General features: G+C 27.8%; 15 protein-coding genes. All 15 read right to left on the reverse strand.

Annotated features, from left to right (window positions below; all coding sequences use genetic code 11):
- Positions 1-137 precede the first annotated feature (137 nt).
- The gene (locus ACRDBA_RS00500) at positions 138-815 is read right to left on the reverse strand and encodes a response regulator transcription factor (protein ID WP_438570992.1); all 678 of its coding nucleotides are present in this window, start codon (positions 813-815) and stop codon (positions 138-140) included.
- A gap of 10 nt (positions 816-825) precedes the next feature.
- Positions 826-2,019: a hypothetical protein gene (locus ACRDBA_RS00505; RefSeq protein WP_438570993.1), complete on the reverse strand. Its 1,194-nt coding sequence runs from the start codon at positions 2,017-2,019 to the stop codon at positions 826-828.
- Between the two features lie 93 nt (positions 2,020-2,112).
- The gene (locus ACRDBA_RS00510; RefSeq protein ID WP_438570994.1) at positions 2,113-2,943 is read right to left on the reverse strand and encodes a hypothetical protein; all 831 of its coding nucleotides are present in this window, start codon (positions 2,941-2,943) and stop codon (positions 2,113-2,115) included.
- Positions 2,944-3,137: 194 nt separating this feature from the next.
- Positions 3,138-4,037, reverse strand: coding sequence for a hypothetical protein (locus ACRDBA_RS00515; RefSeq protein ID WP_438570995.1), 900 nt, complete (start codon positions 4,035-4,037; stop codon positions 3,138-3,140).
- A 93-nt stretch (positions 4,038-4,130) separates the two neighbouring features.
- A complete protein-coding gene (locus tag ACRDBA_RS00520; protein ID WP_438570996.1) occupies positions 4,131-6,809 on the reverse strand; it encodes a cation-translocating P-type ATPase in 2,679 nt (892 codons plus the stop codon).
- 17 nt (positions 6,810-6,826) lie between these two features.
- Positions 6,827-7,471, reverse strand: coding sequence for a TerD family protein (locus ACRDBA_RS00525; RefSeq protein WP_438570997.1), 645 nt, complete (start codon positions 7,469-7,471; stop codon positions 6,827-6,829).
- A gap of 20 nt (positions 7,472-7,491) precedes the next feature.
- Complete coding sequence (locus ACRDBA_RS00530) at positions 7,492-8,073, reverse strand: TerD family protein (RefSeq protein WP_438570998.1); 582 nt, start codon at positions 8,071-8,073, stop codon at positions 7,492-7,494.
- 68 nt (positions 8,074-8,141) lie between these two features.
- Positions 8,142-8,771, reverse strand: coding sequence for a TerD family protein (locus tag ACRDBA_RS00535; RefSeq protein ID WP_438570999.1), 630 nt, complete (start codon positions 8,769-8,771; stop codon positions 8,142-8,144).
- A gap of 140 nt (positions 8,772-8,911) precedes the next feature.
- Positions 8,912-10,417: a toxic anion resistance protein gene (locus ACRDBA_RS00540; RefSeq protein WP_438571000.1), complete on the reverse strand. Its 1,506-nt coding sequence runs from the start codon at positions 10,415-10,417 to the stop codon at positions 8,912-8,914.
- An 18-nt stretch (positions 10,418-10,435) separates the two neighbouring features.
- Positions 10,436-11,980 (reverse strand): YceG family protein, encoded by a 1,545-nt coding sequence (locus ACRDBA_RS00545; RefSeq protein ID WP_438571001.1) that lies wholly within the window; start codon positions 11,978-11,980, stop codon positions 10,436-10,438.
- Between the two features lie 194 nt (positions 11,981-12,174).
- Positions 12,175-12,957 (reverse strand): HAD family hydrolase, encoded by a 783-nt coding sequence (locus ACRDBA_RS00550; protein ID WP_438571002.1) that lies wholly within the window; start codon positions 12,955-12,957, stop codon positions 12,175-12,177.
- A 63-nt stretch (positions 12,958-13,020) separates the two neighbouring features.
- Entirely contained in the window at positions 13,021-14,085 is a 1,065-nt protein-coding gene (locus tag ACRDBA_RS00555) for a cysteine protease StiP domain-containing protein (protein ID WP_438571003.1), read from the reverse strand.
- Between the two features lie 58 nt (positions 14,086-14,143).
- A complete protein-coding gene (locus ACRDBA_RS00560) occupies positions 14,144-15,295 on the reverse strand; it encodes a phosphoribosyltransferase domain-containing protein (RefSeq protein WP_438571004.1) in 1,152 nt (383 codons plus the stop codon).
- A gap of 17 nt (positions 15,296-15,312) precedes the next feature.
- Entirely contained in the window at positions 15,313-16,440 is a 1,128-nt protein-coding gene (locus ACRDBA_RS00565) for an HpcH/HpaI aldolase/citrate lyase family protein (protein ID WP_438571005.1), read from the reverse strand.
- A gap of 118 nt (positions 16,441-16,558) precedes the next feature.
- Positions 16,559-17,226 (reverse strand): sensor histidine kinase (locus ACRDBA_RS00570; RefSeq protein WP_438571006.1); only part of this gene is annotated, 668 nt, incomplete at its 5' end.

Here is a 17,226-nt window from a genome sequence, read left to right on the forward strand (position 1 = left end):
ACATTTCATTAATAATATCTGTTTTAAAGGTTTTGTTTAATGAATAAGTTATAAAAGCTGTAAAAACTATATTTATAGAAACTACTGCTAATATTGTATAAAATAATATTTTCCCTTTTATAGTTTTAAACAAGCCATCACCTCATTACGTATCCTACGCCAAATACTGTTTCTATAATTGAATTATCCTTGTCCTCTTTAAGCTTATTTCTTAATCTTCTTATATGAACATCTACAGTTCTACTTTCACCTTCAAAGTCATATCCCCAAACCCTATCTAATAAATCTTCTCTTGAAAATATTATCCCTTTGTTTTCCCATAAGAAATTTAATAAGTCAAATTCCTTTCTTGCTAGCAAAACTTCTTCTCCACTTTTTAAAACTCTTCTTTGATCCTTTAATACTATAAGGCCTTTATTATCTTTATCTCCATTAATACCTGTACTCTCACACTTATTACTTCTTCTAAATATAACCTTTATCCTTACTAATACTTCCTTTATTTCAAATGGCTTTATTATATAATCATCTGCTCCTAACTCTAGCCCTAAAATCTTATCAATAAATTCTCCCCTTGCTGTAAGCATTATTACATAAACATCCTTTGAAATTTCTCTGCAAATATCAAATCCATCCATATCAGGAAGCATTAAATCTAACAAAACTAAATCCGGCTTAAAGGATTCTATTAATTCTAAAGCCGATTTGCCATTAAAAGCACTTCTTACCTCATAGCCCTCTTTTCTAAGAGCAAAAGTTAAAACATCATTTATTGAATACTCATCTTCTACTACTAATATCTTTTTCTTTTCCATTTTTACCTCTCTAGTTACTTTCTAAATCTATAAACGAATACTCTATTTTATCTACATGATTTGTTGCATTTTCTTTATAATCACCCTTTATTTTAACTACAAATATACTCTTTCCATCATCACTAGCAACTGCCTTAAATGCATCAAATCCTTCAGTCATATCACATATCTTATATATTTGCTCAATTTCATTGCTTTCATTTATTCTTGATAAATATACTCCATTATTATAGTCAGACATAAATAAATTGCTATTTTTTACAGCTCCTATTACGAAATCATCTATTACAGTAATTTCATTTGAATAAATATTATATAACCCAAACATTATAAATGAATCTTTACGTGATAATAGCGTTAAAATTATATTTTCACCAATTCCAAAGTTATTATTTAAATTTGTATTTAAAGGAAACTCAAATTCGTTACTTTCTATGCTTTTATAGTATTCAAATTTTATTCTATTATCATTTAGAATTATTTTACTTACTTTCCCAAGTTTATCAATAGCCATAATACTATTTTCTCTATCATCATAGTAAAAATAAATATACGTCCACTCCTCATTTTCCACAGTATATGATATTTTATTCTCTATGTCTACTATTGTTATTTTCTCTTTTTTACTCGCTTCTGTACTATTAGAGTCAATTCCTATATTAATTATATCTACATAATAATTTTCATTTATCTTTGTACCATTTATTGAAAACCCACTACTCTCTCTAGCTTCATACATAAATTCTTCATAGCACTCTAACTTTATTTTTATATCATTTACTATATCCATATAATAATAATTTCTATCTTTAGTATGAGTTCCTTCACTATATATTCCATAATACTTTCCATAAAATTTTCCTGACTCTTGAATTAACTTTAATTCATCAGAAGAAAAATAATCCTTATCTAATTCATTAAATTCACCATTTCCATCTATTAAGTATGGTTTATTCATTTTTTCCGGACTAATATCTACATTTAATCTAGTATCTGATAATACTCCATATACCCCTTCTTCATTATAAAATAAAGGACTAAACTTACTTTTTCCATATTTATTTTCTATAACTCTTTCTGTTATTTTTTCATTATCTAAAGCTTGTTTTACTTTTGTATCCTCTTCTAATATAATTGTTTTTTCACTGCATCCAACCATAGTTAATGTTATTAAAGTCATTATTAAAGCTACTACCCTTCTCATAAATAAAAAAACCTCCATATATTATTTTAATTATATAATACATAGAGGTTTTTACATAGTTTATATACGTTATTACGAAATTGTTAACTTTTCCTAATTCATACCTTCTAATTCCCGTCTTCGCTCTTCCTCAAGCTGCTTAGCGGCTTCTTCAACCTTTTTATAAACGCTTTGAACTAAATCTATTACTCTCCTCAACTCTTCTGAACGTGGTCTTCCATTTAAAAGTGGTTCTTCTTCATAGGTATTTTCCTCGTAGACACCTTCTTCATAATATTCATATGAGCTTACATTAATAGCTTCTTCTTCAACAACAATAGCTTGCTCCTTTAACGCTTCTTCCTCTGCAATTCTTTTAGCTTCTATTTCTGCTAAAGCTAAATCACATTTTTCAACTAACTCTTTTGCCTTTTTTATATGTTCTTCTTTTATATATTTGCTTAATTTAGATCCTGACTCATTATCTCCTATAATATTTTTTCTTAATAAATCTCTACACTCTTCATATTTATTTTCATTAAATATACTTTCTGCATCCTTTATACATATATCTATTTTTTCTACTTCTTTATAATAATTATTAACTTTGTTAATTAATAAATCTATATCATCTCTAATTACATATTGTTTATAAGTTTCATCTAATTTTTCTAATATTTTATTTACCTCATCAAATTTTTCTGATTCAACTAATTTTACTATAGTTTTATATGAATTTATAATTTCATTTAAATTTTTAGCTTCTTTATTCTCTTTATCTTTTTCTAATACTATAGCCAATGATTCCAATGCTTTATCATACTCTTTAGCTTCTACATAAATCTTTGCATCTTCAAGAGACTTTTTAACAATTCTACTCTCACAGCCTTGTAATGCAAACATCATTGTCAAAATAATAAACACTATGCTTATTTTTTTATTCATTGTAACACTCCTTTTAAAATACATTTGGTTATTTAATCACCTCCAATTTTCCCATAAAATGTATATTTGTCAACGATTTTTACATTATGTACTTATATACGTTATATTTATTTTAATTAATATTATTTAATAGTTAAATAAAAAAACTTTAGCATTAAAGTAATCAATCTTTAATACTAAAGTTTTTAGTTATCTTATGCTTTTAAGTGATTTATTATTTTTAAAACTACTTTGCTTTCTACAAATTTAACTTTTTCTATTTCTTCTATCATTTCATCTATTGATATTTCATAAGCCTTATTGTTGATTTTATATAAATACTTATTAAGTAATTCAACAATATCATTTTCAACTAATCCAATTTCTACACCATTTATTTTTAATATATTTTTATCTTCTTCACTTACTATAAATATTGATTGGATCTTATCTGTTGCTATTTTAGCTGAATAAGTTATTTTATGCTCTGGATGCTTCATTTTTAAATAGAAATTTTCATTTGTTAATAAGAATAATCCTTTTCTACCACCATTGTAACAGAAGATTGATTTTTCCTCATTTTCAACTTCTTCATTTTCTATAGTACTTTCTTCTACTACTTCGTTTATAACTTCTACTTTTTCTTCAGTAGCTTCTATATCTTCCTCTACTATTTCTACTTCTAAATCTTCGCTTAACACAGGTACATCCCAGCTAGATAATATTTTTTCAACATTTTTTTCTGACGAATACTTTCCAAATGTTAATTTTGATTCTCCTAGAGAGCACTTTATAGCACAAATTTTTTCACTAAATTCATTAGCAAATTCCATCATCTTTTCTGTATCTATTCCTGAAACTCCTAATTGAAAATTAGTAGCTACATTTAATTCTGTATTTTCTTCTAAGTCTCTCATAAGCTTCTTTTCTGCTTCTATTTTTTGCTTATTTTCTTCTATTTTAGTTTCTAATTCCTTTTTACCTTTTTCTACTGTATCTTTTACAGTATCCTTAATAACCATAGTGGCACATTTTACATTTTCCTTTAAACCACTATCTTCTACAGTTTTTAAAATTTCGTCTCCTAATTCCTTTACCTTATCCATTATCCCCATGTGATAATCACTCCTTTTTATTATTCTCTGAATTTTCCGAATTATATATTTTATAATGAAGCCTTCGGATATACCAAAGGCTTCATTATTTGATTAAGCTGTTGCTTCACAATTATTTACGTTTATATCTTTTTTGCCGCTTCCTGTAACTAATTTTCTTAGCATATCCATTGGTATAATTGTTAATGCCATAGCAATAACTACTACCCAATGATTAAGTTGTATTGGTGTACAGCTAAATAACTCACCACCAACAAATGTTAATATAATTTGGATAACTACTATTATTCCCATTACTTTTAGGAATCCTTTGTTTTCCTTTATATGCTCAAAAATATTTAAGCCTGTGCTTCTTACATTGAAACCATTAAATACTGCTGCTAAAACAAACATTGAGAAATATGCTGTTAAATGTTCTCCTGACATATTTCCTGGTGTTGATCCAAACATATCCATAAAGAATGGTAGCTTTAAGAATGCAAAACTCATTAAAGTAACCCATGTTCCTGCTACAAGAACTTGACTCATCATTGCTTTTGAAACTATGCTTTGTGTTCTTGATTTAGGTTTTTCAAGCATATATGTAACTAATGCTGGTTCTGAACCTAATGCTAATGCCCCAAGACCATCCATTACTAAGTTTATCCAAAGAATGTGTGTAATACTTAATGGTTGAGGAATTCCAAAGAATGGAGCTATAGCACATACTGCAACTGCAGCTACATTTATAGTTAATTGGAACTTAATGAATTTTAATATATTATTATATATTGTTCTTCCATATAAAATTGCATTTTCTATTGATTTAAAGTTATCATCTAATATAACTATATCTCCAACTTCCTTTGCAAGATCTGTTCCTGAACCCATTGCAAATCCTACATCTGCTCTCTTTAGTGCTGGAGCATCATTAACACCATCACCAGTCATACCACATACTAAGTTTAACTCTTGAGCTAATCTTACCATTCTTGATTTATCATTTGGAAGTGCTCTTGCTATTACTCTTAAGTTAGGTAATATCTTTTTAACTTCATCATCTGTCATTCCATTTAATTCTTCTGATGTTAAAGCTACATCTGTATCTTTTTCAATTAATCCACAATCCTTTGCAATTGCAAAAGCTGTTTCTTTTCTATCACCAGTAATCATAACAACTTGAACACCAGCGCCCTTAACTTCTTTTATAGCTATTCTTGCTTCTGGTCTAACATCATCTCTTATTCCAACAAATCCAACTATTATTAAGTCATCAGGTAAAACTCCGTGGACTAATTCTGATGGGCTATATGCAAATGCTAAAACTCTCATTGCCTTAACCGCAAGTGAATCTATCTTTTCATTTACCTTATTATGATTAATATCTACGATATTTCCTGTTTCGTCTACGTACTTAGTTGCCTTTGTAAGTAACCTTTCAGGGGCACCCTTATAAACTGTCTTACCTTTTAATTGAGCTGCTGAATACTTATTAGCTGAATCAAATTGTTGAGCCTTAATAACTTCAACACCTTCTAGCTTGTCCATAGCTTCTTTTGATAAGAATTGTAAAAGAGCTTTATCTGTAGCATTTCCACCAATAACTTGACCCTTATCGTCAAACATTGCTGCTGTATTTTTCCCTATGCAATATCCCATATATTCTTTAATAGCTTTACTACTTTTATATGAGCTTTGAACATTACCATCGAAGAATTCTACTACTTCTAATTTTCCTTTTGTAATTGTTCCTGTTTTATCACTAAATAATATATTTAATGAACCAGCCGTTTCTATACCTATTGGCTTTCTTACTAATACATTTTTTTGTAACATCTTTGAAGTGTTCTTCATAAGAACTATTGCAATCATTAAAGGAAGTCCCTCTGGAACAGCCATAACTATAATAACAACTGCAAGCATTAATGCTTCAAGTGTATCCTTAAATATATAAACAAATCCTAAATCCATATAAGCTGTAAAACCACTAGCTTGAATAACATTTTGTATCATTAATGCAATCCCTATAACTACTGCACCAATATATCCAAACTTAGAAATCTTATCTGCTAAATCTGTTAATTTTACTTTTAATGGGCTTTCTACATCATCTTCAGCCATATCCTTAGCCATATCACCCATTACAGTGTTCATTCCTGCTCTAATAACCTTCATTACTCCTTGACCATTAACAACAACAGCCCCTCTAAATAATGATGATTTATCTACAAATGAATCACCTGTTATATTTGCTGTACCTTCTAATGCAACTTCTGCTTGTGCTTCATCAATTTTGAAGTCATCAGCAGCAAACTTCTTACATTCTTCTGATTCACCATTTAATGATGAATTATCTATTCTTAAGTCTCCAGAAATTAAAATACCATCAGCTGGAATCTTATCTCCCGATTGAAGTATAACGTAATCACCAACAACTATATCATCAATAATTACTTCTACAGCCTTTCCATCTCTATAAACCTTACAGGCATCTTTTTCTGCATTTTCTTTTAAGTTTCTATATTCCTTATCAGAAGCAACTTCTGTTTTAGCAGAAATAAAGGTAACTAAAAATACTGAAAAAACAATCCCTACTAATTCTCCCCATTCAGCATAATGCATAAATGCCATAATTCCCATTATAGCTGCAATAGCTAAAAGAAGTTTTATCATTGGGTCATCAAAGGCTCCCTTGAATTTATCCCAAAATGTTTCAGGTTCAGCTTCATGGATGATATTATCACCATAAAGCTTCCTGTTTTTCTCTACTTGTTCTTTACTAAGACCATTCATTCAATTTTTCTCCCTTATTATTGATATAAAGCTAAAACTCCATTTAAATCAGCAATCTTTCCTTCTCCTACTGCTTTAAATTGCCATTCTGATCCTGCTCTATTTAATTCTGCAAATAATACTGATGTTGCTGTTGATCCATCTTCTTTTAAGTTAAATCTACAGATTTCTTTTCCACCATTACCATTGTCTAATAATCTTACATATGAATTATTTATCATACCAAATGTTTGTCTTTTTTCCATTGCTCCATGGATAGTAACAACAAATACTATTTTCATTATACTTGGATCTATGTTTGATAAATCTAATTGTATAGTTTCATCATCACCTTCACCTGCACCTGTTCTATTATCTCCACTTAATCTTATTCCTCTTCCTTCTTTATTGTTGAAGAATATTACGTTAGAAACTGTATTAAATTTGTTGTTTGCATCTAATAAAAATGCAGCTATGTCTACATCAAAGTCTGAACCGTTAGATGATAAGTCCCATCCTGCTCCTAATGTTACATTAGTTAACCCTGGATTTCTCTTAGTTAAATCTAACACATCATTTTTATTTAAGTTTAAAGTCATTCCGCCTGCTGGAGCTGGGCTTTGAGCGTTTCCCCCTCCATTATTAAACATATTTCCAAAATTTGAACCTAAATTAATTCCCATCTTTAATATCTCCTCTCAAACTATTTATACATATTTGTTATATCTTTAATTGTTCCTTTAAGTAATTGTCCCGTAGCCTTAAAGTTCCAGTTACCATTTATCTTTTCTAATTCTGCAAAGATAATTGAAGTGCTTTCTCCACCATCTTCTGTTAAGTTATATCTACAAATTTCTTGTAAGTTTTTATCTTCATTTAATAATCTAACATAGGCATTTTTTACCCCTGAAAATGATTGTTTTCTAGCTACTGCATCATATATTGAAACTGCAAATACAACTTTTTTACAATCTGATGATAATTTGCTTAATTCAACTGATATCTTTTCATCATCTCCGTCTCCAGCTCCTGTTAAGTTATCTCCATGAAGTCTTATTCCTTGACCTAATTGATGACCAAAATAAATTAATCCACTTTTAATTAATTTATTGTCTTCATTTATTTGTAATGCCACTAAGTCTAAATCATAGTCTTTAGCACGGCTGAAAAATCCACTTTTCTTTACTACATCCCAACCTGCACCTAACATAACCTTATTTAAACCTGGTTCTGCTTTAGTTAAATCTAATACATCATTTTTTTTAAGATTTAATATTCCTGACATAAACTTTTCCTCCATTATCCTTTATCATTTATTATTATTGTCTTTATTTTCATTTGCTAAACTATTAATTACATATAAAGTCCTAAAATTCCATTTAAATCTGCTATCTTTCCTTCTCCAATAGCCTTAAATTCCCATTCACCTTGGTTTTTATATATTTGAGCAAATATAACTGACGTTGATGTTGAACCATCTTCCTTTAAGTTAAATCTACAGATTTCTTTTTCATTATTTTTTTCATCTAATAATCTTACATATGAGTTTTCTACCATTCCAAAAGTTTGTCTCTTAGCTTGTGCTTCATGTATTGTAACTATGAAAACTATACTTTGAACATAGTCAGGAATTTCTGAAAGATCCATGTTAATTCTTTCATCGTCTCCATCTCCTGCTCCTGTTCTATTATCTCCAGCTAGAGAAATTCCTCTTCCTTGCATATTATTAAAGAAAATTACATCTGCAGGTACATTTTGAACCTTGCCACTTCCATTTAATAAAAATGCTGCTATGTCTAAATCAAAGTCTTGACCATTGTTAGCTACATCCCATCCTGCTCCTAAAATTACCTTTTGAAGACCTGGATTTCTTTTTGTTAAGTTTAAAACATCATTCTTTTGAAGATTTAATGCGTTTACTCCGTTATTTGATGAGTTATTTGATGAACCCATCCCCATCATTGAACCTAAATTAATTCCCATAGCGATTACTCCTCTCAACTTGTATAATTTGTATATTTATTTTTTAACTACCTTATGTGATATATTATACCACTTAAAATTTTTATATACAACTCTTTTTATAGTTTTATTTATGTTAAAACGAATATTTTTTACCTTTTTTAAAGTTTTGCTATGTTTCTCTTCATGTTTCCTTTAATAACTTCAAGCTTTTTAGAGTTTTCCATTCTTTCATTTCTGTTAGCATCTTGAATAGCTTTTGTATCTTCTATTCCCTTTAAAATTGTCTCATATGATTTTTCTAATGTTGAAATAGCAACTGAGCTACCCGATGCCATCTTAGCAATTTCTACTGATTGTCTTGCTGTATTTGCAGCATTTCTCATAATAAGCTCATTAGTTTTTTCATCTAATTGCTTTATTGATTTAGCTTGAATTTCTTGTCTCTTTAATATTACAGCTTGAGCTAAACATTGCTTAAATATTGGTAGTGTTACTATAAATGAAGAATTTATCTTTCTCATTAAGTTAAAGTTAGACATTTGTATTGTTTGAATCATTGGTGCTGCTTGAATTGCAACATTTTCAGCTATTTGTAGGTCATAAACTCTTTGAGATAACATTTCTTTACTTATTTCAAGTTTTTGAACCATCATATGTTTTTCTTCTTGATTTATAGTTGGATCATTAGAAATTTGTGATATATACATATCTATTTCTTCTAATGCTATTTCACCTGCAACAATATATTTTTCTAATAATTGATAGTAATGAATATTTGCATCATAAAGCTTCTTTAAGTTTGCATTTGATTCTTTAATATCTGTTTCATATTTCTTTAATAACACATATACCTTTTCTACTTCATATCCCATTGTGTCATACTTTTGGAATAGCTTTGCAACTGATGTTCCAAATCCTTTAACAAACTTTGATAACATTGATGGCTTCTCTGTTTTCTCAAGCTCTTTAACATCAAACTTATCCATTATTTTAGTTAAGTTAACTAACATTTCACCAGCTTCTTCAGCCTTTACTGATTTCATTGAATTTAATAACTCATCTGAAACCTTAGATATGCTTTCACTTGCATTTTGACCAAACATAACAATTGAATTTGGATTTTGGATTTCTACTTCCCCTGTTAAATCTTGAACTTCCTTTAATCCTCTTAATCTTTTCTTATATTCTGATACTTGTGAGAAATCAAAACTATCTACTGGAGCCATTCCTTGATTTCCTTGCATTGGATTATTCATTTGCATCTGGTTATTCATCTGCATCGGATTATTCATTTGCATTGGATTGTTTCCTTGAGTCTGTTGATAGCTGTATTGTACTGTTCTACTTTGAGTAAAACTTCCATCTTCATTTGAATATTGCTCACTATATTGATATTGTTGTGGCTCCCCATATGGATTTTGCCCTTGCCCACCATATTGTTGTCCTTGATTATATTGTTGTTGATTATTGTATTGCTGTTGCCCATTATATTGGTTTTGTCCGTTTTGTTGACCATTATAATTTCCATTTGGATATCCTCCATTATTTGAAGGAGCTTGTCCGTTATGTCCATTATTCATATTTTCAAAGTTTATATTTTCTGTCCCACCATTATTAAAGTCCATGTTAAAATTATCATTTGGAAACATATTATTTTCGTTCATTTTCTATTCCCCTTATCTTTATTTTTTTAATATCTTTGAGAAAAAGCTTTCTTTTAAGCTCATTAACTTATTAAAGTTTGAATTGTAATTCATAGTTTCTAATCTAAAGTCATTTATAATATTTTCTTTTATTACATTATTTATATTAAATAACCCTGAAGGGTTAAAAATCACTATATCTACACCTATTGTATGGATATATCCTAATAATAACTGCATTGATTCAGAAATTTCTTCTTCATCATTCAAGTAAATAACAAGCTTTGGAACTTGACCTGTAAAATCAAAGTTATCTATCATTCTTACTATATCTTCATTTAAATTTAATACTAATCCTAAGAACTTTAAAATATCTTCTTTATCAAAACTTCTTTGGAAAAGATCTCTTCTTATTATTGTTTCATTAAACTTTTTAAGTAAGAAATTTTGAATATCATCGCTGTATTTTGAAAACTTATATACAGATGTCTTTTTTAATTCTTCTATATCAAAGGTTCCATCACTTAATTGACAAAACATAAGACTATACAAATCTTGATTTAAGTTTACATCTTGAGAAAAGTTCCCCGTATTGTAAACACGAGTATTTGGTGATGAACAGCAATGTTTAACTAACTTTTGGAACTGGAAGTCATCATTATATTGACCATCTATCTTATAAAAGAAACATGGCACTCTTACATTTGGTCCTTCAACCTTAAATCCACTTCTTAGCTTACATGGTTCATTCCAATAAATATAAATATCTTCTAAAATAGTGTCTAATGGAACACTATTTGTATATCCTTTTCTAAATTGCCATGGTTTATACATTCCAGTATCTTGGAATAATTGCTCTTCTACATCTCTTTGAATTTGCTTTGTTATAGTTTCAAAGGTTTCTATTACTTTTCCTCTACTTGCCTTTTCTTCAAAGGTTTCAATTTGAAGTATTCCCATGCTTTTAACACATTTAGAGATTCCCTTATCCTCTATTTCATCCCAAAGCTCTTCTTTTAATGGATTGATATATATAACATCAAAGCCCATTTTATATAAAATCATTAAGAAATATATTTCATGTTTAGCAATATTCCCATAATACACGCATTTAGGAGTAATATTCCCATCATAAACTATATCCTTTGCATAGGAATATACCCATACTATTAATTTTGTTATAAAATTGTTTCTTACATTATTATTAAAGAAATTTTCTTTTTCAACTGCTATTGGAATTACATAGTCTAAAGCTGATAAGAACTTTTTATTTATATCCATATCTTCAAAGATAACTATATCTTGTGAAACCATATTAAATACATTCATAGTAGTTAATTCATTAAATATATATTGTATAAGTTCCATTTCCCCGCTTAATGGAATTACTCCATCAAAAACAATGCACTTATCTTTTTCTTCAATACATTTACTTTGAATAGTTTTTAATATACTATCATATTCTGTACTTTCATCTACTCCTATAAATCTATAAAAGTATGGCTTACATTCTATATAAGTATCTTCTCGTTCATATCTACTTCTAAACATATAGCTAGTTATATTTTTTAAATTTATAGCCATTTTAAAGCATACCCCTCACTCTTTATATTACTCGGCTTTATTTAAAATTAATATTAATATTATCTTAAAATAAACCTTATTCACTAAAACTTAACATTTAAATTATTAATATTTAATAATTCTTAATATAATTTTATCCTATTAGAATAGCTTTAACAATTAACTTTGTGAAAATTCGCTATTTTTTGATTGCACTAATTGTTCTTTTTTATCATTTCTTCTATAATATCCAATATTTCATCAGTGGATGATATAAAACTTTCCCTTGTTATTATTGAGTTTTCATGTTTAAAGCTACTATGCTTTGGAAGTATTGAAATCCCCTTAGTTGTAAACTCCTTGTCCACTTCGCTATCTCCTGAAGTTATAAATGTATCAATATTAAAGCTTTCAACTATATGCTCTAAAGCTATAATCTTATTTATATCCTTATGAATTATAAATATCTTTGCTTCTATCTTTATTACTCTTATGTCATTATTAAAACTATTTTTTATAACTTCATAAAACTTATCTGCTTCATTTTGATTTAAGCATTTAACTGTAATATAAAAATCTTCTATATTCCTTACTTCTAAAACTTCAATACTATCTTTATATTTTTCCCATTCACTATTTAAATAATCTATATTTTTTAAAAGATCATTATAATTAACTATATCTTTCATTTTTTTATCCCACGTATTATCTAACTCACCATTTATGTATATTTGAGCACCATTTGTACAAATTATAATTTCAGGATTGTATTCTCTAATAAAATCTACTCTTAAGGTTTGCTTTATGTTTCTCATAGTACAAGGAATAAACTTAAACTTTTCTATTTTTAAAAGCTCTTGAAGCTTATCATAGGAGTAATCTGTCATATAAGTTATTTCTCTATCTCCCATAACTTCAACACATTTATATCCCTTGTTTTTTGAATGAATTATTGTTCTATCTAAATCTGTTATCAAATATATATTTTTATTCTTCATTTTAATTTCTCCACTTATAAATTAAAGCAAAGTGTAAAACACTTTGCTGATTTTTATCTATTTTTACTTTTCTTTAATTATTGCAATACAGTTATAATCAAAAGTATCATACTGAACTACTTCTATATTTTTTTCTCTTGAAAGCTGAATTATATGCTCTATGTTTTTATCGTTAATATCTTTTACTAAAACTACTCTTGGGTCTCTTCTTAATAAAACTCTTGCTGATTCCCCAACACTTAGCTTTACATTATTAATGCTTTTAACCTTATATTCCTCTTGAATTTTTTTAGTAATATTTAATGAATACTCTTCTTGAACAGATTCTAACTCCTCTTCATTTAAATCAATATCCTCAATGTTTTTAAATTCTCTTTCTACTTCATTTATAAAGAATTGAGAATAATCTACTTCCTCTAAATAATCTAAGTATTTTGCTCCATGGAAATCATCTCTGCCTACATACTTATCATTATGAACAGTTCTACTAATTAATCCACTAACTGTTGAATTTAAACAACAAGTTGCTAGTCCCATATCTTCTCTAGTTCCATAAATAGAACAAAGCTTTGCTGGATCTGATATAACTGCTAATGAATCGTCTATATTTGCATTATATTTATCATTAAAATCCATTATAGATTTATTAAGCTCCTTCGTAATTGAACCTTTTCCTGTCCATCCATCTACAAATTGAATTTTAGCGACCTTATGTTCTCTTAAAATAAATCTTAATGCATTTTCATCAATGCCCTTTCCCCTTATTATAGATATACTATAATGAGGGATGTCCACATTGTACTTAAACTTTAAATATTTTCTTATTAAAATTCCATAAGGTGTTCCTGCTCTAGCTAATGATGCTAAAACTAAGTTATCGCCCTTTTCCTTATATATTATTTCTGAAAGCTTTCCTACATAAAAGGCTATTTTATTTTTATCTCTTTCTAACATACTTAAAAATATATCTATTATTTCATTGCTAGGTGTTGCTTCCTTTGATATCATTTCAGAATAACTAACACCTGCTCTAATTAGCTCTTCTTTTTCCTGAACTGTTATTTCCTTAATATCATTACTTAAATCCTTTAATAGAAATATACAATCACCCTTGTAACTATGCTTCATATTTTCTCCTTACTAGCCTTTATAATTTAATGCTAAAGTCATATCTTTACTAAAGTATTTAAATCCTAACTAATAACATATTATTAGTTAATTTAATATTTAAATCATCTTCTGTTAATAAGATTACTTTATCATATTTTTCTTCTATGTTATTTCTATTGTAGAAATAATATTTAACGCCCTTATGATAAAATACATCCTTTTGATTTATAGGATAATCTAATTCATTATTACAATAAATAGGACTTCTTGTTGTGCTTTTATAATACACATCACCCTTAAGATAATTTGCTACTCTTGATGGAATATAAATATTTTCACCATGACCTAATACTAATATCTTTTCTTGTTCTCCTATTTTTTCTTGAATTATATTTGCTGTTTCCCTGCACTTCTCTTCTAATTCTTGAATATCTTTATAATCTACTCCAAATCTTCCTGTCATTGATAAAAAGCTTTCCTTTTCATCACCATTAGAAGTTTTAACATTTATTCTATCTAATATATTTACCTCTAAAACTTCGCTTGCTTTTTCAGTTAATACATTATCCTCATTATCTATAAAAACTCTCTTATCATTTACCTTTATTTCACCATTTATAGCTGATAATACAGTTACTTTTATTTCTTCTTCCTTTGATAACTTATCATAAGCATCCCTATATTCCTTATTTCTCCAATCTAATATACTTAAGATAATATATTCTTTTGTTTTTGTAACTCTCTTAAGCTCCTTAATTATATTAATCATAGATTTTCCAGTAGTTATTTCATCATCAACTAATACAATCTTATCTGCATTAATTAGCTTTTCTTCATTTATAGGAAAACACTTATGTGTAGTTGCATGAGAATGCTCCTCTTCAAATTTTAAAATAGATTCTTTTTCTGTAATATCTTCTCTTGTAGTTGTTAAGTAATAGCTTCCCTTTATTCCAGCTGCTACTGCCATTCCAAGACCTGTTGCTGTTTCTGCAAAGCCTAAAACACAAATCTTTTCATCTTTTTCTTTATTGTTTTTATAATATAAATCAGCTAAAAGCCTCCCTGCATCCTTACATACAGAAGGCTTTACTTCTATATGTTTTCCTAACACCTTACTTATAAATAAGAAGTTTCTCTTACTATTATTTATTCTATTTCCTACACAAATTAAATCATTTAAATCTAACTTATAAATATTTTCTTTTATTTCTATATCAATACTCATTTAAATCCTCAATCTCCTTACACTAATAAGGCTTCTTTATTTTTAATATGCTCTGATGAATTATATAGGTAAATATCCTCTACCTTAATTCCCTCTTTTAAAACACCATAAACATTAGCTCTACTTAAAATTTTCTTTGCCCAATTTAAATGTGGTTTTACTTCATTCATCTTATTTCCACCGTAGCCCTTAAAGACACCATTATCATCAGATCCCTTTATAATTTCCATAGCATCTATATATTCTTCATAAGTAACAGAATATATAGCATTAACGTATTTTGCTTGGGTTGGATGAATTACTGTTTTGCCAAAGAATCCATTTTCCTTATCTGCTTTTATTTCTCTAATTAACCCCTTAATTTCTATTGAATTATAGTCTTCAGAAAAATACTCCCAAACTGGTGCAGATATAACATATTCAGATCCTTCTCTTGAAAACATATTTACAATATCTATTAAACATTCACAAACAACCTTAATATCATAAACTACGAACTCCTTAGATCTTCTTAATCCAAAATTAGATGAAAAATCCGTTCCTCCAACTCTTACATTTAAAATAATATCTTTATAGCTATCTATAATTTTCTTTATGTTAATTAACTCTTCAATCCTAGTTTCCTTGTATATTACTTCCTTTGTCTCAATTATAGGCATTGCATATAAAACATCATTAAACTTTTCTCTAAGCTTTAAAACATAATCTAAATATAAATTTCCATTACTGCAATTAAACTTAGGAAAAATAAAACCTGCAATATGCTTCATTTGATTTTTACTTAGCCTTTCTGTAAAACTAGTAAATTGATTATAATTTCTTACTCTTATAAAAATAAGAGGAACATTAAAATCTCTTTTATTATGTGTTTCTAAGTACTTGTCCAACTTATCTAACATATGAAGAACATTGTCTTCACATATCCCAAGTTCACTATCTTTAGTAGCATCCTCGAAACAAATAGAAATAGATACAATATCATTAAACCTTCCAGTAATTATTCCATTATAAAAATCCTTTAGTCCATTCATATATAAGTTAGCACCAAGAGCATACTTTAAAATTTCCTTATTAGTATATTTATCAAATTCACTCGGAGATTTTAAAAATATATCATTATGGTGTAAGCTTTCAAAATACTTCAACTCCATACCTACCTTTTATTACAAATAATTATTTTAATCTTATTCTATCTATTATACCAAAGTTTTCATATTATTTTACTAACATAAATCTTACATTTTTGATAACAATTATTTAGAGTTAATTATTTTGTAATGGTAATGTAATTATAAATGATGTTCCTTCGTAATTGCTTTCTACTGATATCATTCCTTCATGCATTTCTATAATTCCCTTTGCTATTGCTAGCCCTAACCCACTTCCCCTTTTTTCAGATGTTCTAGATTTATCTACTTTATAAAATCTATCAAATATATGCGGAATATCGATTTCAGGAATTGGCTCACCATAATTTTTTATTATAACCCTTCCCCACTGCTCATTTACTTCTGTAATAATATCTATATACTTACTATCACATCCATATCTCATTGCATTTGATATTAAATTTTCAAATACCCTTACTAGCTGTGATCCATCTCCATTTATTATAAACTTCTCGTTAGAAAAGAAGGTTCTTCCTACCATATTTACATTATCTAATTGAATTTTATAAGATGCAATCAATTGCCCTAATAACTCCACTATATCTACTCTATGTTTATTAATGGTAACTCCCTTATTCCTCATTTTTGTTAGCTCAAATAAATCATTTATAAGAACATCTAACACCTTAGCTTTTTCATAAGCTATTTCTACATAATATCTAAGTTCTACTTCATCTCTATATCTATCATTATCAACAATATTTAAATATCCAATAATTGAAGTTAATGGAGTTCTTAAATCATGTGAAACATTTGTTATTA

The organism is Clostridium sp., from assembly GCF_051654825.1.
Lineage (GTDB): Bacteria > Bacillota > Clostridia > Clostridiales > Clostridiaceae > Clostridium.